The sequence below is a fragment of the Alteromonas sp. S015 genome, assembly GCF_036864485.1.
In the GTDB taxonomy this organism is placed as follows: Bacteria; Pseudomonadota; Gammaproteobacteria; order Enterobacterales; family Alteromonadaceae; genus Alteromonas.
The window spans coordinates 71,974-91,361 of the sequence record NZ_JAZETO010000009.1; the positions used below are offsets into that span (position 1 = coordinate 71,974).

Here is a 19,388-nt window from a genome sequence, read left to right on the forward strand (position 1 = left end):
ATGTGTAACATTGTAAAACATGGGCTTAGCTAAACTGCGTCATTGACGTTTCCATTTGCGCCATTGTTCTTTGTAATGCTGTGAATTCTGATAGGTACCTTTCATATCTAAGGTCCATTAATGCACTGAACCGTTCTTGTTGATTGTTTACCAGTTCTAAGCGATCTTGCAACGAGTTAGTTCGGTCAACTAGAAGGCCAGTGCTATTTGTGTATTCGGTTAATCGAGTATCCATTGCCTGGAAAAGACCATTCTCTCCCGATAGCACGTCGTTAACCAGAGTGGGTGAGTCTTCTAACGCTTTGTTTAAGCGGTTAGCATCTATAGTAAGGTGTCCATCGCGATCAAACTCAATACCAATACTGTAAAGCGACTGCCCCTCATATTGACTAGAAATTAAACTTCTTAACTGAGAGACAACCTGTCTAGACGCGCCATCTCGGTACAACGCTCCATCTTCAGACGAGATACGATCTACAATTTCGTTATATCCGTCTACAAAGTCTTGCAGAGACGCTTGAACGCTTTCAGTATCATCGGTAACAGCCAAATTAATGGAGTCGGTAGATGTAGCATGCAATTCCAGTGATACACCTTCAATGACGTTTTCTAAGGTATTGGAAGCAGAAGTAACTTGAATTGCAGTTGCAGGGTCGTTACCAATACTAACGATAGCATCTTGACCCACACTCATTACATTCGCTGCAAGAATATCATTTTCAAATGTCGCGCCAGAGGGATCAGATGCGGGATTAAAAGCAACTGTAAACTGTGAAGCAGCACCGGTTTCTTTCCCTGTTATTACCAGATGTTGCGACGAGCCTGAATTGATTACGCTAACGTTAACACTTGTGTTAGAGGCTGAGTCATTTATTGCACTAGCCAGATCTCGAAGTGAGGCAGAGGCAGGTAGACTGGCAAGATCTACAGCAATATTTCCATCAGGAGTGGAGATAACCATTTCGCCATCAGTAGGTAATGTCACATTTGTCATTGGAATAGCCACCTGATGTGCCACCGCCAGTTGGTTTACACGCAATGTATAATTTGCAGGTTGGGCCTTTGCATCTGTCGAGACAGACAGCACAGACTCGTTTGCCGATGTTGCTTTAGGACGAATAATGTTGCCATCGATACCTGAGAACTCTTCTAGAATACTAAGCAAGTCTTGCATATCAGTTTTAAGGCCGCTAATAGCAGAAAGCTCTCTTTGTATTTGAGTTTCCCTTGCGTTTAACGTGGCCTCGCGACTCTGACGATCGAGTTGCGTGAACTGTGATGCAAGTTGGCTTGGGTTGATTTGTTCATAATATGCCATGATGTATTCCACATTCGTTGACGAAAAGCACTTTTTTATATTCGAAGAAACCAAACATAAAAAAATGCTGCCTCGAGAAAAACTTCTCGAAGCAACGAGTTATTAGCGTAAAAGTTGGCCAATCATTTGAGTAGTCTGATTCGAACTCTGTAGCACCGAAATTCCAGAGTTGAGAAGCAGTTGCTGTCTCGTCATATTTGACGTTTCGGTGGCAAAATCTGCGTCCATAATCTGAGATACTGAGCTTTGCGTATTCTCAATCATGTTCCCAAGGTTTGCATACGTATGCTCTAGACGATTAATACTTGAACCGAACGAGGCACGTGCAGCACCAAGCGCATTAATAACAGTATCAACGGTCGCCATCGCTGCAACCGATTTAGTTTGATCTGAAAGGTCGCCCGCAGCAGTTACACCCGCTGTCAACTTAACGTTATCGTTAATCGTTTTCACCTGCGCTTGAACATCAACCTCTAGCTTTTCGGCTGCCGCAGTACCGATTTGGAATGTTACTTTACCCGTTCCAAATGTTCCGCCTTCCAATAAGGTAGTACCAGAACCGTAGCTTGTGTTGGTCATAATGTTGCTTAACTCAGCACCCAACGCTTGGAACTCCGAATTAAGTGCGGTGTATTCTGACGCACTGTTCGTGCCGTTCGCACCTTGAGTTGCAAGCTCTCGCATGCGGTAGGCGATGTTTGTCATTTCTTCCATCGCACCTTCAGCCGTTTGTAACATTGAGGTCGCGTTACCAATGTTATAACGGGCAGCTTCTTGACCACGTACTTGAGCCGTTAAGCGATTCGCGATTTGTAGACCTGCTGCATCATCTGCTGCTGAGTTGATTCGAAGACCAGAGCCAAGGCGCTCTAGTGCAGTATTAAGACTATTGTTACTGCTAGATAATTGGTTTTGAATACCAAGAGAAGCTAGGTTAGTTTGAATTGATAAAGCCATAATTCGTTATCCTGATTTTCCGTTGTATTTAGACAAAGCGTCGTTATCAACGAAAAACTTTAATTATTTATAAAATAAATGAAGATAAGAGAGCAAAGCTAAATAGAACGAATAAGAAACGGTGTTCACCAAGAGCCAGGCTCTTGGTGAACGAGTAGCAATTAGCGTAGTAACTGACCAATCATTTGAGTGGTTTGATTTGAGCTCTGTAGTACTGAGATACCTGAGTTCAATAGCAACTGTTGACGCGTCATGTTTGACGTTTCTGTCGCGAAATCAGCGTCCATAATTTGAGATACAGAAGCTTGTGTATTCTCAATCATGTTGCCAAGGTTAGTGTAAGTATGCTCTAAACGGTTAACAGAAGAACCGATGGCAGCACGCGCTGAACCTAGTGAATTGATCAAACCATCTACCGTTGCCATGGCTGCTACCGAGTTAGCTTGGTCCGCTAAATCTCCAGGCGTACCAATTGCTGTTGTAACAGCAGTGATTTCAGTACCAATGTTTACACTAAGTTTTTCAGCAGCACTTGTACCAATTTGGAAATCAACCGCTGCAGCAAACTTACCACCTTCAAGAAGCTTGGTACCAGAACCGTAGCTCGTATTTTTCATGATGTTGTCTAGCTCTGAAACGAGCGCACCAAACTCAGCATTTAGTGCTGTATATTCAGATGCACTGTTCGTTCCGTTGGCACCTTGAGTAGCAAGTTCACGCATACGGTACGCAATGTTCGTCATTTCGTCCATTGCTCCCTCAGCAGTTTGTAGCATCGATGTTGCGTTACCGATGTTATAACGTGCCGCTTCTTGACCACGTACTTGGGCGGTAAGACGGTTAGCAATTTGCAAACCTGCTGCATCGTCTGCCGCTGAGTTAATGCGTAAGCCCGAGCCAAGACGCTCTAATGCTGTGTTTAGGCTACTATTGCTGCTAGAAAGCTGGTTTTGAATACCGATTGACGCTAAGTTTGTTTGAATTGATAAAGGCATTGTATTGTCTTCCTGTTTTTGTGATTCAAATAGACAAAGCGCCACTGAGATATTTTTTCTTTAATTTTTTTATAGATATTTTTGTCTTTTTCACCTTTTTCTATCAAGATCCCCAAAAATCAAGCCCTCAATCATATCGTCTTTATAGACATCTTCTCTTCCTCACCTCCCTTGAACAGAGTATCTACGACACGAATTCCTTCACCAAGCGCACTTTTATTAATGAACGTCTTTAACCTTTACCACTCGTTGTTGATATAAGTAACAGCTATAAAGTACGACACTCGAAACATTAAGAGGCGGAAGCCTTCTTTCCTCACTCAATCTAAAAATCGCAGACAAACAAACAAAGCATTTGATTTTATTGAAAAAAATAAGTGGCACGAGTCATGCTAAAAACATTCATAAGTTTCAGGAGTAGATATGAATAAGCTAATCCCCGAGTTTTTTTCCAAATTTCAGTGTATTGGTCCACAGTGCGAAGCCAGTTGCTGCACAGGTTGGAAAGTAAGCATCGACAAAAAAACGTATAAAACATATAAAAAATCTAAAAATACGATAGTAAAAAAAATTGCCGATAAAGATATAGCTTTACAGCGAACAAGTACGCAAGATTGGGCTCGAATAAAGCTAGACAGCAAGGGTGCATGTCCAGCATTAAACGAGGAAAAGCTCTGTAACATTCATATTGAACTTGGCGAGAAACACCTGTCGGAGGTGTGCAGAACCTATCCACGGCTATCCAAAACTTCCGATAGTTCGTTAAAAATGAGCTTGACCTTAAGCTGCCCAGAAGCGGTACGACAGGTCTTATTCAACCCTTCAGCGATGAACTTTCGTTCGGAACCTGCGACTGATATTCAAGGGCTAAAGCGCCCTGTTTGGTTCAACCGTATCCACTATGACATGATTGAAATAGCGGCCAGTGACCAACTCTCCATCGACGAAAAGCTATTCGCCATAGGATTGATCGTGGAAAAGCTTCCTCAATCAGAGAACATTGAATCGCTAGATCAAATCAACCATATTCTTGATTACTCAACAAGCATAAAGACACTGGCAGCTAATGGCCAGTGCAGAGAACAGTTGAATAACGTTGATGTTACACCACAATTTCACGGTAAATTTCTAACTATGTACCTGAGTTGTTTGAGGCAGCTATCATTAAATCAACCTCATGGTCGGGGTAAGCAAAAAATTGTAGACCTAATCGAACTGTCCATACCTAATATAGATAACAATGAAGACGGTACGCTTAAAGAGCTACATGAAAATATAAGAAATGCATGGACCGAAATATGTGTACCTTACCTAGAACAAAAGCCTCAAATATTAGTAAACCTTTTGATCTACCTTTTGTACGAGCGTGATTTCCCATTAGGGCTAGATAACTACACACACAAGCAAGCTTACCTGCAGTTAGTGGCAGACTTTACGTATTTCAGAGGGTTAATGGCAAGTGTAGCGCTTGCGAAGGAGGCCTTATGCGACCAAGATATCGTAGATATTGTGTACACCTATACCAGTATCACTACTCACAGTACGACGTTGCAAAAGGTACTGCTGGAGTTATTTGATGGTCTTGAAGTCTCCGTAGATGTAGCACCTCTACTTTTGTCAAAATTCTAAACAATAGTTACCCACTAGAGTACGCACTTTAGCATGGGCAATAAAAAAGCAGGCTTCAGTGGCCTGCTTTTTTTATTGTACTGAATGTTACCCTAAACCATAGCGAACGAGACCGGCATGAATACCTGACTGAGCCATAATAAGTGGCATTTGACTAGCTGCTCCAGAAGACATTTGCGCCCTTAAAACTCGAGCTATCGCAACGGCAGTTCCTGTATCCACCGTATCCATTTCTAACTTTTTAAGCTGTTCGAGTAAAACAGTTCTCTCATTTCTCAGCTCAGCTAATGTTGCCCGTAACCTTTGCTGGCGGGCCTCAAGTTCATTAATATAATGCTCTCTGGCGACATTGTTACCAACGCTTTCCAATAGTTGACGCATTTCGCTTTGCTGTGGCGCTAACTCAATGCTTACCGGATTACCCGCTGCCACGCGAATACCACTTCCTAAAAACGACCAAGGTTCGCGAAGTATCTGGCTATGCTCTTGAGGAACACTAAATGTAAGTTGCCCGTTAGTTTCTCTTCCGAGAGAGACACCATGACGATGAAAAGCTGATTCTAATGCAGAAAACGTCGTGTCTGCATCCTGCCCAGGCGGTATAAGTAGGTTCACAGCTCGGCCTGAACGACCTAACAGCACTTGTAATCTCTCACCTTGACTACGCTGTGATAATAGATCAATTTGTTCACTCAATTTTGCAGTGTGGACACTGTTTGACGCCAAGCTAAGTTGGCTGCTAAGCCCCGATGACGCAAGCGTACTTTCAATCTCCCATACCTCTCTGGCGATTGATGAGGTCTGTTCACTGGATACATTTGAGTTTGTAGCTTGTGATAGCTCCCTACGAATACTTTCTATTTGCGCATAAATACGGCGTATGGCTTGCTCAGTATGCTCCGTCATTGCAACCCTGCGATTTAACTCTGCACTGAGCGCCCAATCACTGAGTATTTGAAACTGATTACTCCGTTCAAGATCTCTAGATTGGCTATTATTGCCAGTAAGATCATTTTCTACAGAGAGCGCTCGCTCAGCCGACTCAGTTGCAACAACTTGAGCAGAAGTAACTATACGGTCAACTGAACTGGTAACTTGCATGGTTTGATTCTTTTATTTAAATAAGTGAGAACAATGATAACTCTGTTACCGAAGAATATACACGCATTGTTGATTCATAAGACGCAAGTGTTTCATTGACCTTAATATATGCTTCTGGGTAGTCTACCGCGTTGATATCATCGCTCAGCCCTTGAGTAAACTCTCTGATATCCCGATTTGATTTGTCTAATGTTTCCAAAGAAGACATCGTACTTCCAATCTCGGTCAACCCTTGGTTCACTTTCGCAGAAAAGTCACTTATGACAGCAATCATATTTTGTGACAGCACATCTACATTGGTTGTCGCAGGGTCACTGATATCCGTTACATACTGGCGCATAGCATTGAGAAACGTGGCACCAGGATCTAAAGACTGACCGGTAATATTACTTGGCGCGAACGCGTTGTTAGCCACGGAAACCTGTCGAACATGGTTATCACCTTGGTACAAATACGTATTGGTTGCCGTATCGAGAAGAAACGGTTCAGTATCAAGTTCACTGCCGCCAAAATAAGCATGACCGCTTCCGTCACGGGAATTTAAAAAACTAACAATATTACTCTCAAGCGCGGATAATTCTTGAGCATATGCCTGAATTTCCGAAGGGCCTGAAGAACCATCAGCAGCTTGAATGACTAACCCTTGTACAGAAAAAAGTTGGTCCATAATACCTGTAAGCTGAGATTCCTGTTGTGATAGCTCAAAATTTACACTTTCAATATTTCGCTCGTACTGTTCTAAATCACGTAATTGCGACTCAAGCGTCATTAAAGACACTTTCCCCAGAGGATCATCGGAAGGGCGCTGTATACGTTTGCCCGACGCCATTTGTACAGACAAATCACTGTATTCGACTGAACTTCGTTGAATATTTCTTATTGTCGTTTGGTGAAAAAAGTCAGAACTAACCCTCATGACCACTCCTAAAACGCATTTAATAAAGTACGGAACGTTTCTTCAGCAACGCTAATCACACGAGCATTCGCTTCATATAGACGCTGATACTGAACAAGGTTGGCAGCTTCTTCATCCATATTCACCCCGCTAATAGAATCGCGAGCAGCAATGGCGTTGTCGCTTAAATCCTGTGCTGTTTCACGTCCACTTGTTGTTTGCTGAGAAAAAATTGCAAGCTCACCAATAATACTTGAGTAATCGACAGTCGCTTTACTTAAGACTTCGGAAACGTTAGCAATATTACTATTATTCCCAATTCCCCCTTCGGGTATCCATCCCCCCATACCGTCTGGCACACGACCGCCTAATGCTAACTTGTCTGGCGTAATGTCAGGCCCTAATGACAATGTAGCCATAGGGTTAATAGGGTCGTAATCAAAAAGCGGAACTCCTGGGTCATCGTTTAAATCAACCCCTTCAGACAAGGCAAGATTAACCTTATCTGCCATATCAGCTAACATTGAATTAAGTGAACCTATCTGCGGTTGAATGACTTCGTGAAGAGCATCTAATATGCCGCCAATTCGGCCACCTATATGTGAGGAAACGGCGAAGGTTCGACCACGTAAATTCACCGACACGTCAGTGCCCACTACTTCGATTGTGCCAACATCGGTACCCGTGACCAGCGGCGCGCCATTACTGGTTGATAGTGACACACTGCCATCGTCATGTTCATAAGCGTCAACCGCTATATAAGACGACAGTTCGTTAATAAGTTGCTCACGTTGATCGCGAAGCATTGCCGTAGGTTGCCCCAACGCCTCAGAGCGTTTCACCTGTTCGTTTATTTCACCAATACGCGTTAGATAACTGTTTGCCTCATTTGATGAGAATGAGAGTTCATTGGCCATACGCGATTGTAAGTCGTCCAGTGCACCATTTAATTGACTAACTTGTGTAGTAAGCCCCTCACTTGTGCTCACGATTTGCTGTCGATAAGCCGGATCGGCGGGAGAGCTCATTGCTGCATTGAACGCATCTTCTATACTATTAATCGCCGCTTCAAGGTTTAATGACTCGTTACCAACGACCTGTTCCATCATCCCTACGTGCGTTTCTTTACTCATAAAAGCACTTAAATCAGACTGTGCGCGCCAGATATCCTGATTTAAAAAGCTATTCACGATGCGATCAATATTGACCAGTTTAACTCCACTGGGCGCAGTTGCTAACTGAATGGCTTGCCGGCTATACCCGTCTACGTAAGCATTTGCAACGTTATTACTTACCGTTACCATTCCCGCGTTTGCGGCATTTAAACCCGATATCCCATTAAGGAGCATACTCATTGCAAATTCCTTGTGTAGTTACAAGATCCATAATGGCTGTTGAAAGGCCTGGGATTCTTGCTGCATCTGCACATTTTCACGTTCTTTATTATCTAAAGCGTCACCTTCGCCAGATATATTGAATTTTTTTTCAAAACTATCTAACTGTTTGCCTACTTGTTCGGTTATTGCTTCGGCAAAACCTAGTTGCTGGCGTCCTGCGAGGTGATGCGCCAACTGGCTGTCATACATGTCACGAAAGGTTTTCATAGAACTTGAAGAAAATAGGCTATTTTCAGAACCCAATGCTTCTGTTCCTGCGTGCATTTGTTGCAGCACCATTTGCAGAAAAATTGCTTCAAACTGTTCTGATGCAGCCTTTATTTGAGAATCACTATTCTCGGTGTAGTGTTTTAGTTTTGCAAAACTTGGGTCAATAGCCAACCCACCCGAAACATTAGATATTTCCATACTATATAACCACTAACTCACCATCAATTGCATCGGCATTGTCCAATGCGATTAGGATTGACATTAATTCACTCGGTGTTGCGCCAAGTGCATTTATAGCGTTGACTATTTCTTGCAGAGACGTTCCCTCTGGCCACAACATCATGTTGCTTTTATCTTGACTAACTTCTATGGCGCTCGAATTAAATTTCTCTGTTGTACCATTGGTAAACGGCGCAATAGGCTGGCTGATCCCTTGTTGCTCAGCAATGGTGATCGTAATGTTGCCATGACTTACCGCGGCTGTTTTCACCCTGACCTCATCATTCATTACCACTGTACCTGTGCGGCTATTAAAGACAATTTTGGGCGTTAACCTTCCTGTATCTACATCTACATCCTGCAACATTGATAGAAAAGTTATGCGTTGATTTGGGTCCAGCGGTGCCCCTACGACAATTCGGCTTTGGCTATGCGCTTGGGCAACACCTGGCCCAAATACGTCATTAATCGCTAAAACAGTATTGCGGGCGGTCTTATAATTAGGTTGTTTTAAATGCATAACTAATTCGGGTTGCAAAGCGTCCTGAGGAATTTCTCTCTCGACAATAGCGCCACCTGGTATAAGACCAGCCGTGGGTACGTTAACCGTTACCGAAGACCCATTTGAACCGGATGCATTGATGCCACCAACGATGATATTACCTTGTGCTAAGGCATAAACTTCACCATCTACACCGTAAAGAGGGGTTAGCATCAGTGTTCCGCCGTGAAGACTCTTAGCGTCACCTAGTGAGGTGATCGTTACGTCTAATGTCTGTCCTACGCCTGTGGTAGTAGATAATGAAGCGGTAACCGCCACCGCTGCCACATTTCTCGCCCTAGGCAGGTTGTTTTCGTCCATTTGGACACCAAACTGCTGTAGCATGTTGTTAAGCGATTGGGCAGCGAAGCGAACCTGGTTCTTGTCACCCGAACCGGCAAGTCCAACGACTAAACCATACCCTACCAATTGGTTTTCGCGCTCACCTTCAATATCTACCATATCTAACAACGGCTTTGCTGATATATGGGCAGCGAAAAAAAGAAGAGATAATACAAAGAGTAAAGAACGTGGCATGGCAGACCTTAAAATGGATTTAGAAAGTAATTAAATAGCCGTGTAAACCAGCCGGGGCGATTAACGTTATTATGGTCACCCTCGCCAGAATAGCTAATACTTGCATCGGCTATTCGCTGTGAAGATACGCGGTTTGAAACGTCTATATCTTCAGGCCTTACTACGCCTTCCAAGCGAATATATTCATCGCCTCGGTTAAGGGTGAGGTGTTTTTCCCCGCTAATCAGCATTGCCCCATTCGGTAAAATTCGTGTTACACGAACGGAGATCGCACCTGATAAAAAGTTCTCTTGATTCGCTTGGCTACTTCCGTCAAATGCACTGCTGGAGTTGATTCCTAGATTCAAATCGTTTGTATTGAGATTACCTGCATTGGGCACTGCCAGGCCTATTTCCGTATCTTTTTCTAACGCGGTAGCCGCGCGTTTACTCGACTGTGTTCGCTCATTTAGCACAACGGTCAAAATATCTCCAACCCTATAGGCTCGTCTATCAGCAAACAGTGTTAACATTTGATTGCTCTTAAACAAACTGCCTTTTCTTTCCATTGCAGGCTGGTCATATTCCAACGCTTGACGCACGTTCGATGCAGGCTTTTCTGTAGGCTCGACAGTGCTACTGCAACCACCTAAAAAAACAAGGATACAAGCGAAAATTAGCGTTCTCATGATTTACACGCTTTGGCTCATAAACTGCAACATTTCATCTGCCGCTGAGACAACTCGCGCATTCATCTCGTAAGCGCGTTGAACCGCAATCATATTCACCATTTCATCAACAACGCTTACATTAGAACCTTCCAGGGTATTTTGTCTCAACTCTCCACGCGCATCTTCTCCTGGTATACCTTCAAGTGGCTCACCAGAAGATGCTGTTTCACGAAATAGATTTCCCCCGAGTGCCTCCAAACCTGCTGGATTTACAAATGTCACTGTCAATATCTGGCCAACCTCTTCTAACTGTGCCTGGCCGGCAACGACAGCCGAAACCGTGCCGTCTCTACCAATAGTGACACTCGTGGTGTTTTCTGGAAGTGCAATAAATTGTGAAAGAGGAAGCCCATTGCTATTGACAATAGTGCCATCTGAATTTAATTGAAACTGTCCGTTTCTCGTAAACAGAATTTCGCCATCAGGGTTTTCTATCTGAAAAAAACCGTCTCCGGCTATAGCGACATCAAGCGGGTTCGATGTAGTTTCCATAGCACCAGAACTAAACATCTTTTCAGTTCCAGCAACACGCACACCGGTGCCAACCTGAATTCCTGAAGGCGTTTGGTTAAGCGCGTCATTCTGCGCCCCAGGCTGGCGCTGTATTTGGTACATTAAATCTTCAAACATTACCCGGTCTTTCTTAAAACCTGTGGTGTTAACGTTGGCAAGGTTATTCGAAATTGTAGCCATTCGCATATCTTGTGCGGCAAGGCCTGTCTTACTTACCCATAATGCTGCATTCATTGTTTTCTTCCTTATTAACCGTTACCGCGAACGAGTCTGTCACCTGATTCTGAAAGTTCTTCCGCTGTGCTAATCATTTTGATATTCATTTCAAACTCTCTGCCTATCATCATCGTCTTCACCATCTCTTCAACAGCGTTGACATTTGAACTTTCAAGAAATCCCGTTTTAAGCTTTAGATCATCTTGCGCTGGCAATACATCTCCATCTGAAGTTCGAAATAAACCATCGGTCCCTTTAACCATCGCTGCGTTTTCAAATGACACTAAATTGATACGTGCAACTTGCTCAGTGACACCTCCCCCCACCGGCAACACATTCACTGAGCCATCTTCAGCAATATCAATATCTGCAAATTCGGGAAGTACTATTTCCGCATTGCCATTTAATATAGGTCTGCCATTAGCCAGCAATACACCGTCTGCGCTTACCGATAAGTTGCCTTTTCTTGTATAAGCGACATTTCCAGCTTCATCGCTCACCGAGAGCATTGCATTGTCGCCAAGTAATACATCGAGCTCTCTGCCTGTTTCCATCGGAGCACCCGACGACATGTCGGTAGAAACAGGCATCATTTGCGCTTGATAGCGGGTATGAAAACCTTGACCTGAAACCAGCACGCTGCGCGCTTGCTCTAAATCCGATTTGAACCCCGCTGTATTTACATTGGCTAAATTGTTAGCTGAAATACGCAGAGCTGTTTGATTGAGGTCAGCGCCCGACACCGCTGTATATATGAGCTTTTCCATGCTTTATTTACACCGCGTTAAACAAAACTTGCATCATTTCATCAGCGCTACTTACTGTTCTTGCATTGGCTTGATAGCTTTGTTGAAAAGCAAGTAAATCAACTAACTGTTCACTTATATTAACGTTAGAACCTACATAAGCCCCCGCTAGCAACTCGCCGAAGTTACCTTCTTCAGGAGTCCCATACAGAGCATCACCCGATTCAGCGGTTGCATACCAAGAGGTATTATTGGCGTTTTCTAAACCGTTTAAATTGGCAAATGTGGCTAACACTATTTGACCTTGCAATAGCGTTTCCCCATTGGTAAATGTGGCCAAAACACTGCCATCTTTTTCAATTGAAATGCCGGCAAATTCACCCGCTGTATAGCCGTCTGCGTCATTGCGATACAACGAAAATCCACTACCGAACTGCGTCGTATCTGTCATATCAATAGAGAGGTTGATATCGTTTGCACCGGTGTCAACCGTTGCGGCTGGAATAGTGATGTTAATTGGTGGAACCACGCCTGGCACTGCTGTATTCAGGCTTCCATCTGGATTAAAATTAAGGGTTTCGGTTGCACCTAACGCTCCACCATTAAAGTAATAATGTACATCCCATGTGTTTGTTCCACTATGCACATAATATTGCGTTAAGGTATGACTATTTCCCAGTGAATCATAAACTTGAGTTGACTGAGAATAGTTGTAGCTTCCCCCGTCTGTTGGATCAAAAGCGATGGTGATCTCAGGGCTAGAAGAATCTACGTTTAAAGCAAAGGCGACTTCGTCGGTTGGATCAGCGGGTATGTTAGAGCTATTAAGCGATAAACCGTCCAACACACCTGTTATTACATTGCCGTTCTCATCAACTGAGTAACCTTGCAGTTGATTGCCAAAGGCATTAACTATATTTAGATTCGCGTCAAGTTCAAACTGCCCTGCTTGTGTGTAGGCTAACTGACCCGCCCCTTCATCCACAACGTAAAAACCGTTTCCAGAGATTGCTACATCAAGTGCAGAACCGGTAGATACGAGTTCACCAGCAACATTGAAATTTTCGTTCAAATCAGCGACGCTAACACCACCTCGTTGTCCCCCGCTGTATACAGAAGCAAACTGAGTGGTAACTTCTTTAAACCCAGATGTCGAAGCATTTGCGATGTTATTACTTGTAACTTCAAGTGCGCTTTGAGTACTTTGAAGGCCACTTAAACCAATTGATAGCATGGACATTATTATTATCCTCTGTTAGTTGAAAACTGTTCTACGTCCAATAGTGAGTGACTACCTAGCCCTTGAACCATCAACGAAATTTGGTCCACTGAGTCTCCCACGCTTACTTTTAATACTTCACCATTTACAAACGTTTTTGATGGCTGCAATCGTCCGTTATTGAGCGCTTGAACTTCGATGTGGTAGTTGCCTGCGTCGTGTGAGTCAAAGTCGAAGGCCACGACACCAGAATTTGTTGGCTCGACGTGTTTTGAAGCCACTATTTTCCCTTCACTATCGTACAGTCGAACTGTAACCTCAGACGCGGGTGCTTGTAGTTCAATATGACCAGATACCTTTGCATTTTCTGTTAGCACAATTTGGTCTGACTCTATTGACACCTGTTTTCCAATGAGACTTGATGCCTGAAGCACTTGTTGACTTTGCTGCATATTGAGGCTTCGCTCGGAGTCAGCCCTTAAACTCTGCAAACTCTCAACACTTGAAAACTCTGCTAGTTGACTTACATATTCAGTTCCATCCATTGGATCTAATGGATTTTGATGGCTCACCTGAGCAACCAAAAGCTCCAAAAACATGTTGGATAAATCTTCTGCGCTACCCGCATTAGATGTGATACTACCGCTGTTAAACGTTGTTTGAGTTTGATTACTTGCGCTAGTTACATTGACCATAATGGTTACCTTTGTCCCAATGAGAGAATGCTCTGTTGCATACCAGAGACGCGATTAAGTACAGATGTAGCGGTCTGAAAACTACGAGAGGCTGACATCATGTCGGCCATTTCTTCTAATTCATTTACGTTGGAATAATAGACATACCCATCTGCATCAGAGAGCGGATTGTTTGGCTCATATCGCTGGTCTACTGGCCTATCTGTTTGTACCACTCCAGCCATGTTCACTTGTGCGGAAAAAGACGTTTCTGTTTGCTGGTATACCGTTTCAAAAACAGGTTTCACCGCGCGATATGCATCATTTTCCGAAGACGCTACGGTGTTTGCGTTAGCCAAGTTTGATGCAATTGTGTCTAAACGCATAACTTGCGCTCTCATTGCACTAGCCCCTGTTGAATAGATGGCATCAAATGACATAGTTATTCACCTCTTATCGCTTTGTGAAGGCCTTCAATCTTCATGTTTAAAAATGTTATGGCCGTCTGAAAATCCATACTGTTAGACGCAAATTTTGCCTGTTCGACATTAAGATCTACTGTGTTCCCATCGGGCGATGATTGATAGGGAACGCGATATTTTACTTGATCCCTTCCACCGCTCATGGCGTCAGAGTGAAAGCTTGATTCAAGTTTGGCACTTACTGATTGCATGACATTTTGATAATCAATGTCTCTTGCTAAATATCCTGGAGTATCGACATTCGCCAAATTGCTTGTGATAATCTCAGCTCTATCTAATCGCACTTGCAATGAGTACGGATGAACACCAAGTGCTTTGTCAAAGATTTCCATAGTTTCACTTTTAGCCTAACAGAGGTTTCCAAGGTTCAATCAAGAACCATACCAATAGAAATAACCCATAAAAAACAAACATGTAGGTACTTATGAAACGTTTTTTAAGCCGTATTGCGGAAGTGCGACTTCCGAGGGGAAAACAAATTAGCCGCACGTTATTGCTATGGAGTATTTCATGTTTTAGCGCGGCTAGTTCACAAAGCGATATTTTTGAAAAGCTTGTTATTTCTGACGTCAATTCCTTCTTTCAAAAAAGAGGACATGCGATAGAAAAGGTTGATGTTGATGTAAAATTGCCTCACAGATTAGAGCAGTCTTCGTGTACAGATATGCAAGTACGACGGCGTTCTGCAGATACCGCACCGATTAAGAAAGTCCGCTATGAAATAGAGTGTGAAGGCGAAACCTCCTATCGCGGCTATGCAAACATTAAAGTTTGGACGCCCGCCTTAGTCGCTAAAAGACAAATCAATGTCGGTGAATACATTAGCCCAAGTATGCTTACCTCAGCGTCTACTGAAATTAGCGTCCTTCGAGGTGGTTTTTTGACTCGCGCATCGCAAATAGAGGGTTACCGGGTAAAACGTAAAATAAAGCAACATCAGGCTATCACTTTCTCGTATTTATCGGCTCCAGACCTCGTCGTACGTGGAGAAATTGTAACCCTGCAAGCAGAAGGAACTGGCTTTGTAGCGTCAGTAAAAGTTGAAGCATTAGAGGATGGGAAACTTGGTGAAAGTATCAAGGTTCGAAACCTTTCCTCTGAAAAAATTATACAAGCCAAAGTTATTGGAGAAAATTTAGTAAAAAGTGAAAATTAAATTTAAGTTTTTTCTTTTCGCTTCCGCTTTTAATTATTGTAATTGATTTATCGTATTAAAGAGCATGAAAGACATGACAATTGACACCAGAATAACGAGTACAGCAACCAGCTCAGCTGTATCAGCACTGAACGCGAAAGAACATTCAGATCAGAAACCTTCACAAGTATCTGAAATAAAGCAGAATGCTAAAAATGAAAGTAATCAAGTGAGCCAATTAAGTCTATCTGCACAGGAAACGTTGGCGTCATTAAAGGTCGAAGATGAGGTCGATCTTGCTCGTGTTAATGCAATACGCGCACAAATAGCGTCTGGTACACTGAATACAGACACAGCAGAACTTGCAAACGAAATTTTAAATGCTACGCGCTCATGAAAACACAAGAATTGGTTGCCGTTATCAAGTCGCTTAAGTCAGATGCGACCAAATTAAAAGCGCTAAACCGCCTTTTAGATGATCAGTACGTTGCGCTAATTAACCGCGACACTGATTTGTTAAGCACAATAAACGAACAAGCCATGGCGCTTATTGAGAGCGTTAAAACAAGCCAAGCCGCTCGAGACAGATTGTTTAATGAATGGTTCGACGGACCTTCTAATACTGTAGTATCAGAATTTATAAATATGCTTCCAAAAGAGCTGCGTCAAATTGCTTCGCCATTAACAAACGAGATAAGAGCTTTTAATAAATTGTGTAAAGCAAAAAATCAACGTAATGGCCTGCTACTCTCTTCACAGAACGAATTATTAAAGTCTGTGATAGGTGGCAATGCAACCAACAGCTATCCAGACCAACTGGTTAAATTTTAACCCGCACCTCTCAATCTAGTTATAGTAAAAATAGATGACGGTTTTTTGCATTCTCTTTTACCTGTCATCTTTTCCTTACCTGCTACCTAACGTAAATCTACAACGAGATGTATTAGAGATCATACACCAAAAATACACTACGCTAGCATCTTAGGGGATAGCTCATGCTCGTGAAATTTTAAAGCGACGATGAAGCTATCGCCGAGGCCTTGAATTCCTGCGCACTTCAAAACAATCCCCCCATCTGTCAGAAAAAGATTCTGTTAGTTAATTGAAGGTATAACTGAAATATTTGCGTATGCAAAGTCATACCTATCATCCACTATTCAGACGCTTGTTAGCATTTATTTATTAGGGGTAGTTATTTACTATGAATTAAGTAATAACACAGCTGTACCCAGATGGAGACATATCATTGACACTGTCTTTAGCGGCTTAAGAGCATTGTTTCTTCGAGACTCCATCAACGTAAAGTAATAGAAGGAAAGGTCTAGCTAGCGCTAGATTGATAGGGAAAACTGAAGTGATGAAATTGGTTGTTTTTTTATTTACTTGGCTGGGTGCGATTACGTTTTCTTGTACTTCATTTGCGACACTTATCAGTAATCAAATGGAAAATGGAAAATGGAAAATGGAAACATCGCCTTTTCAATGCAAGCTCTCCCAAGACATATATGGATTTGGGACGGTAGCTTTTATTAAAGAGCCGCAATCGTCTCTCGCTTTTGTATTTTCACCAGATAAAAACACGAAAGTTACGTCCTTATTTGTTGCACGAGTCGCATCAGAATTAAAACTGTCAGAGCAACCTCTTTCAAAAGGCTTTGTTGAAGGAAGATACGATGAACACGGAAACTTCACATTTGAAAACGCGACAACTGAGTTTATTGAAGCGGTAAATGTCGGTGATAGGCTTTTCGTAAAAAGCCGTTCTGGATCTGAAACTGAAATTGCCGTATTCACTACTTTGTTTGGACACCATTCTGTAGCGCTTTTTTATCAATGCATGGACGATATGTCGCCCCTTACTTGGAGTGCAGCAAGATTTACCGAACTTATGTTCGAGAATAACCACACACAACTTTCACCTTCCCAAAAACAACGCTTAGGTGTACTCATGCGTTATCTTCCGTTTGATAGCACCGTCACAAAAATTATGGTTGATGGCCATAGCGATGATGCCGGCAGTAACTTAGCCAATCGAATGTTGTCCCAAGAGCGTGCTGACGAAGTCGCAGCACATCTTATCGAAAGCGGATTAGATAGGAACTTGCTTGAAGTGCGTGCCCATGGCAACCGCTATCCACGTAAAGAAAACAACCAGCTCTCTTCCAACAGGCGAGTCACTATTCGCTTAGTTAAAAAAGTTGATTAGGTCGAACATATGAAACCCGTTATATTACATATCGCTTCAGAGGATTGCAGCCGCACTTGTTACAGCGTTGCGAAAGATGAAGGCTATGAACTCGTTCATACCAACGACCTCGCAAAACTCATAACAAAAGCTCGTGAACCTTCAACATCCATAGTCGTGGTAGATGCCTCGTACTCAGCTATTGATCCATTGAAGCTTATTCCCATGTTGCTTAGTTGCAACAGCACACTTCAAATTGTTTGTCTTGTTGATGCCAGCCAGAGCAAATTATCTTCATTGTGTTTGGAAGCGGGTGCTATTGACTATTTGATCGTGCCATTCTTGTCTGAACAATTTCGCAAATGTCTACGTCATATTACGTCTCTAATAAACGGGACTAAGGATATGATAGCCACCGCCCACGCTAGCCGTTGTTTATTGCAAATGGCGAACAGAGTGGCATGCACTGACGCTACAGTATTGTTATTAGGCGCGTCAGGTACAGGAAAAGAAAAGCTAGCGCGATTCATTCACAGCGCGTCAGATAGAAAAAATGAAAACTATGTCGCCGTAAACTGCGCAGCGCTGCCGGAGCAAATGCTTGAAGGGATTTTGTTTGGTCACAATAAAGGCGCGTTCACTGGCGCTATCAGTAATCAAATAGGTAAATTCGAGGCTGCAAATGGTGGCACTTTGCTACTTGATGAGATTTCCGAGATGCCCTTAGCTCTCCAAGCCAAGTTACTTCGTGTGATACAAGAACGTGAAGTAGAACGGTTAGGAAGTAATAGCTTAATTAAGCTGGACGTTCGTATTATTGCCGCATCGAACAGAGACCTAAAAGAACTTGTTCAAAACGGCGAATTTAGAGAAGACCTTTACTACAGACTTAACGTGCTTCCATTAACCATGCCAAGTCTTGCTGAACGCAGAGACGACATACTTCCACTTATCGATTTCTTTATTAATCGCTATGGTAACGGGCATTTCACTATTAGTGAAGCCGCCGCTGCCGTACTCACCCAATACAACTGGCCAGGCAATATTAGAGAGCTGGAAAACGTTATTCAACGGGCCGTTGTTTTAGCGAGAGGAAGTGAAATACAGACTTCCGATTTGAACCTACCCGTGGAAATTACACCAACGATAGAAAAAGTAGCGGGATTTTGTGCAGCCAAACTAAAAGAAAGCAAACAGGAAGCCGAGTACGAATATATAAGAGAGCTATTGGTCAGATTTAAGGGTAAGCGCACAGATACGGCTAAAGCACTTGGCATGACAACAAGAGCTTTGCGTTACAAGATCGCTGCTATGAAAGAACACGGTATAGAAATTCCGGCTTATTAATCATTAACGAATACTTCTAGGAACAGAATTATGATTTCCCCTATTCATTCTCAAGCTTCAATGATCTCTTGGATGGAGCAAGTAAATCAAGCGAATAACCTTGACAGTGCTCCACTAAAAGCAATTCAAAACAACGGTGTAGCAGAAGACTTTGCTCAAGTTATTCAGAATATTAATCACGACCAAAATCTCGCATCAGAAATGATGAAAGCAGTAGACACCGGACAGTCGCAAGATGTAGTGGGCGCTATGGTAGCGAGTCAAAAAGCGAGTCTGAGTTTCTCTATGCTTGTCGAAGTCAGAAACAAAGTCATGAACAGTTTTGATGACGTGATGAGAATGTCACTTTAAGGTATGTGTAA

Annotated in this window: 22 protein-coding genes; 7 read left to right on the forward strand and 15 right to left on the reverse strand. The window is 42.8% G+C overall.

The genetic code is table 11. The annotated features are described in order from the left end of the window. Positions 1 to 25: 25 nt before the first annotated feature. From fliD to V7R42_RS16635, 3 genes are all read right to left on the reverse strand, one after another. The gene (fliD, locus tag V7R42_RS16625) at positions 26 to 1,318 is read right to left on the reverse strand and encodes a flagellar filament capping protein FliD (protein ID WP_334021381.1); all 1,293 of its coding nucleotides are present in this window, start codon (positions 1,316 to 1,318) and stop codon (positions 26 to 28) included. A gap of 102 nt (positions 1,319 to 1,420) precedes the next feature. Next, positions 1,421 to 2,275, reverse strand: a complete 855-nt coding sequence (locus tag V7R42_RS16630; protein WP_334021382.1) for a flagellin N-terminal helical domain-containing protein — start codon at positions 2,273 to 2,275, stop codon at positions 1,421 to 1,423. A gap of 161 nt (positions 2,276 to 2,436) precedes the next feature. Beyond that, on the reverse strand, positions 2,437 to 3,270 hold the full coding sequence (locus V7R42_RS16635) for a flagellin N-terminal helical domain-containing protein (RefSeq protein WP_334021383.1): 834 nt from the start codon (positions 3,268 to 3,270) through the stop codon (positions 2,437 to 2,439). Positions 3,271 to 3,693: 423 nt separating this feature from the next. Between V7R42_RS16635 and fliB the strand changes: the two genes are divergently transcribed. Further along, positions 3,694 to 4,899: a flagellin lysine-N-methylase gene (gene fliB, locus V7R42_RS16640; RefSeq protein WP_334021384.1), complete on the forward strand. Its 1,206-nt coding sequence runs from the start codon at positions 3,694 to 3,696 to the stop codon at positions 4,897 to 4,899. A gap of 87 nt (positions 4,900 to 4,986) precedes the next feature. On the opposite strand, the gene V7R42_RS16645 is transcribed toward fliB, so the two are convergent. From V7R42_RS16645 to flgB, 12 genes are read right to left on the reverse strand one after another with little or no spacing between them, the layout of a single operon-like run. Next, the gene (locus V7R42_RS16645) at positions 4,987 to 6,000 is read right to left on the reverse strand and encodes a hypothetical protein (RefSeq protein WP_334021386.1); all 1,014 of its coding nucleotides are present in this window, start codon (positions 5,998 to 6,000) and stop codon (positions 4,987 to 4,989) included. Between the two features lie 16 nt (positions 6,001 to 6,016). Next, positions 6,017 to 6,916, reverse strand: coding sequence for a flagellar hook-associated protein FlgL (flgL, locus tag V7R42_RS16650; protein WP_334021388.1), 900 nt, complete (start codon positions 6,914 to 6,916; stop codon positions 6,017 to 6,019). A gap of 8 nt (positions 6,917 to 6,924) precedes the next feature. Continuing rightward, positions 6,925 to 8,250 (reverse strand): flagellar hook-associated protein FlgK, encoded by a 1,326-nt coding sequence (flgK, locus tag V7R42_RS16655; RefSeq protein WP_334021390.1) that lies wholly within the window; start codon positions 8,248 to 8,250, stop codon positions 6,925 to 6,927. Positions 8,251 to 8,268: 18 nt separating this feature from the next. Next, the gene (locus tag V7R42_RS16660) at positions 8,269 to 8,700 is read right to left on the reverse strand and encodes a rod-binding protein (RefSeq protein WP_334021392.1); all 432 of its coding nucleotides are present in this window, start codon (positions 8,698 to 8,700) and stop codon (positions 8,269 to 8,271) included. Position 8,701: 1 nt separating this feature from the next. Then, positions 8,702 to 9,799 carry a flagellar basal body P-ring protein FlgI gene (locus V7R42_RS16665; protein ID WP_334021394.1) on the reverse strand — a complete coding sequence of 366 codons (1,098 nt, stop codon included), beginning with the start codon at positions 9,797 to 9,799 and terminating at the stop codon, positions 8,702 to 8,704. Between the two features lie 8 nt (positions 9,800 to 9,807). Continuing rightward, entirely contained in the window at positions 9,808 to 10,467 is a 660-nt protein-coding gene (locus tag V7R42_RS16670) for a flagellar basal body L-ring protein FlgH (RefSeq protein ID WP_334021396.1), read from the reverse strand. A 3-nt stretch (positions 10,468 to 10,470) separates the two neighbouring features. Next, positions 10,471 to 11,256, reverse strand: a complete 786-nt coding sequence (gene flgG / locus V7R42_RS16675; protein ID WP_334021398.1) for a flagellar basal-body rod protein FlgG — start codon at positions 11,254 to 11,256, stop codon at positions 10,471 to 10,473. A 14-nt stretch (positions 11,257 to 11,270) separates the two neighbouring features. Next, positions 11,271 to 12,005 (reverse strand): flagellar basal body rod protein FlgF, encoded by a 735-nt coding sequence (locus tag V7R42_RS16680; RefSeq protein WP_334021399.1) that lies wholly within the window; start codon positions 12,003 to 12,005, stop codon positions 11,271 to 11,273. A 7-nt stretch (positions 12,006 to 12,012) separates the two neighbouring features. Continuing rightward, entirely contained in the window at positions 12,013 to 13,224 is a 1,212-nt protein-coding gene (locus tag V7R42_RS16685; protein ID WP_334021400.1) for a flagellar hook protein FlgE, read from the reverse strand. 5 nt (positions 13,225 to 13,229) lie between these two features. Beyond that, positions 13,230 to 13,898, reverse strand: a complete 669-nt coding sequence (locus V7R42_RS16690; RefSeq protein ID WP_334021402.1) for a flagellar hook assembly protein FlgD — start codon at positions 13,896 to 13,898, stop codon at positions 13,230 to 13,232. A gap of 5 nt (positions 13,899 to 13,903) precedes the next feature. Beyond that, on the reverse strand, positions 13,904 to 14,317 hold the full coding sequence (gene flgC / locus V7R42_RS16695; RefSeq protein WP_334021403.1) for a flagellar basal body rod protein FlgC: 414 nt from the start codon (positions 14,315 to 14,317) through the stop codon (positions 13,904 to 13,906). 2 nt (positions 14,318 to 14,319) lie between these two features. Beyond that, positions 14,320 to 14,691: a flagellar basal body rod protein FlgB gene (flgB, locus tag V7R42_RS16700; protein ID WP_334021404.1), complete on the reverse strand. Its 372-nt coding sequence runs from the start codon at positions 14,689 to 14,691 to the stop codon at positions 14,320 to 14,322. 92 nt (positions 14,692 to 14,783) lie between these two features. On the opposite strand from flgB, the gene flgA reads away from it, so the two are divergent. The 6 genes from flgA to fliE all read left to right on the forward strand — a co-directional run bounded on the left by flgA (position 14,784) and on the right by fliE (position 19,377). After that, a complete protein-coding gene (flgA, locus tag V7R42_RS16705; protein WP_334021405.1) occupies positions 14,784 to 15,515 on the forward strand; it encodes a flagellar basal body P-ring formation chaperone FlgA in 732 nt (243 codons plus the stop codon). Between the two features lie 73 nt (positions 15,516 to 15,588). Further along, on the forward strand, positions 15,589 to 15,891 hold the full coding sequence (flgM, locus tag V7R42_RS16710) for a flagellar biosynthesis anti-sigma factor FlgM (protein WP_334021408.1): 303 nt from the start codon (positions 15,589 to 15,591) through the stop codon (positions 15,889 to 15,891). After that, positions 15,888 to 16,325, forward strand: coding sequence for a flagellar export chaperone FlgN (gene flgN, locus V7R42_RS16715; RefSeq protein ID WP_334021410.1), 438 nt, complete (start codon positions 15,888 to 15,890; stop codon positions 16,323 to 16,325). Before flgM ends, flgN begins: the two co-directional genes overlap by 4 nt. 526 nt (positions 16,326 to 16,851) lie before the next feature. Next, on the forward strand, positions 16,852 to 17,700 hold the full coding sequence (locus tag V7R42_RS16720) for a MotY family protein (protein ID WP_334021412.1): 849 nt from the start codon (positions 16,852 to 16,854) through the stop codon (positions 17,698 to 17,700). Between the two features lie 9 nt (positions 17,701 to 17,709). Beyond that, positions 17,710 to 19,026: a sigma-54 interaction domain-containing protein gene (locus V7R42_RS16725; RefSeq protein WP_334021414.1), complete on the forward strand. Its 1,317-nt coding sequence runs from the start codon at positions 17,710 to 17,712 to the stop codon at positions 19,024 to 19,026. A gap of 30 nt (positions 19,027 to 19,056) precedes the next feature. Further along, positions 19,057 to 19,377, forward strand: a complete 321-nt coding sequence (gene fliE / locus V7R42_RS16730) for a flagellar hook-basal body complex protein FliE (protein ID WP_334021416.1) — start codon at positions 19,057 to 19,059, stop codon at positions 19,375 to 19,377. Positions 19,378 to 19,388 lie beyond the last annotated feature (11 nt).

What these genes read in the sequence shown, in the direction of transcription:
- fliD (WP_334021381.1), bottom strand. Translation starts at nt 1,318, where the DNA reads ATGGCATATTATGAACAAATCAACCCAAGCCAACTTGCATCACAGTTC.
- V7R42_RS16630 (WP_334021382.1), bottom strand. Translation starts at nt 2,275, where the DNA reads ATGGCTTTATCAATTCAAACTAACCTAGCTTCTCTTGGTATTCAAAAC.
- V7R42_RS16635 (WP_334021383.1), bottom strand. Translation starts at nt 3,270, where the DNA reads ATGCCTTTATCAATTCAAACAAACTTAGCGTCAATCGGTATTCAAAAC.
- fliB (WP_334021384.1), top strand. Translation starts at nt 3,694, where the DNA reads ATGAATAAGCTAATCCCCGAGTTTTTTTCCAAATTTCAGTGTATTGGT.
- V7R42_RS16645 (WP_334021386.1), bottom strand. Translation starts at nt 6,000, where the DNA reads ATGCAAGTTACCAGTTCAGTTGACCGTATAGTTACTTCTGCTCAAGTT.
- flgL (WP_334021388.1), bottom strand. Translation starts at nt 6,916, where the DNA reads ATGAGGGTTAGTTCTGACTTTTTTCACCAAACGACAATAAGAAATATT.
- flgK (WP_334021390.1), bottom strand. Translation starts at nt 8,250, where the DNA reads ATGAGTATGCTCCTTAATGGGATATCGGGTTTAAATGCCGCAAACGCG.
- V7R42_RS16660 (WP_334021392.1), bottom strand. Translation starts at nt 8,700, where the DNA reads ATGGAAATATCTAATGTTTCGGGTGGGTTGGCTATTGACCCAAGTTTT.
- V7R42_RS16665 (WP_334021394.1), bottom strand. Translation starts at nt 9,799, where the DNA reads ATGCCACGTTCTTTACTCTTTGTATTATCTCTTCTTTTTTTCGCTGCC.
- V7R42_RS16670 (WP_334021396.1), bottom strand. Translation starts at nt 10,467, where the DNA reads ATGAGAACGCTAATTTTCGCTTGTATCCTTGTTTTTTTAGGTGGTTGC.
- flgG (WP_334021398.1), bottom strand. Translation starts at nt 11,256, where the DNA reads ATGAATGCAGCATTATGGGTAAGTAAGACAGGCCTTGCCGCACAAGAT.
- V7R42_RS16680 (WP_334021399.1), bottom strand. Translation starts at nt 12,005, where the DNA reads ATGGAAAAGCTCATATATACAGCGGTGTCGGGCGCTGACCTCAATCAA.
- V7R42_RS16685 (WP_334021400.1), bottom strand. Translation starts at nt 13,224, where the DNA reads ATGTCCATGCTATCAATTGGTTTAAGTGGCCTTCAAAGTACTCAAAGC.
- V7R42_RS16690 (WP_334021402.1), bottom strand. Translation starts at nt 13,898, where the DNA reads ATGGTCAATGTAACTAGCGCAAGTAATCAAACTCAAACAACGTTTAAC.
- flgC (WP_334021403.1), bottom strand. Translation starts at nt 14,317, where the DNA reads ATGTCATTTGATGCCATCTATTCAACAGGGGCTAGTGCAATGAGAGCG.
- flgB (WP_334021404.1), bottom strand. Translation starts at nt 14,691, where the DNA reads ATGGAAATCTTTGACAAAGCACTTGGTGTTCATCCGTACTCATTGCAA.
- flgA (WP_334021405.1), top strand. Translation starts at nt 14,784, where the DNA reads ATGAAACGTTTTTTAAGCCGTATTGCGGAAGTGCGACTTCCGAGGGGA.
- flgM (WP_334021408.1), top strand. Translation starts at nt 15,589, where the DNA reads ATGACAATTGACACCAGAATAACGAGTACAGCAACCAGCTCAGCTGTA.
- flgN (WP_334021410.1), top strand. Translation starts at nt 15,888, where the DNA reads ATGAAAACACAAGAATTGGTTGCCGTTATCAAGTCGCTTAAGTCAGAT.
- V7R42_RS16720 (WP_334021412.1), top strand. Translation starts at nt 16,852, where the DNA reads ATGAAATTGGTTGTTTTTTTATTTACTTGGCTGGGTGCGATTACGTTT.
- V7R42_RS16725 (WP_334021414.1), top strand. Translation starts at nt 17,710, where the DNA reads ATGAAACCCGTTATATTACATATCGCTTCAGAGGATTGCAGCCGCACT.
- fliE (WP_334021416.1), top strand. Translation starts at nt 19,057, where the DNA reads ATGATTTCCCCTATTCATTCTCAAGCTTCAATGATCTCTTGGATGGAG.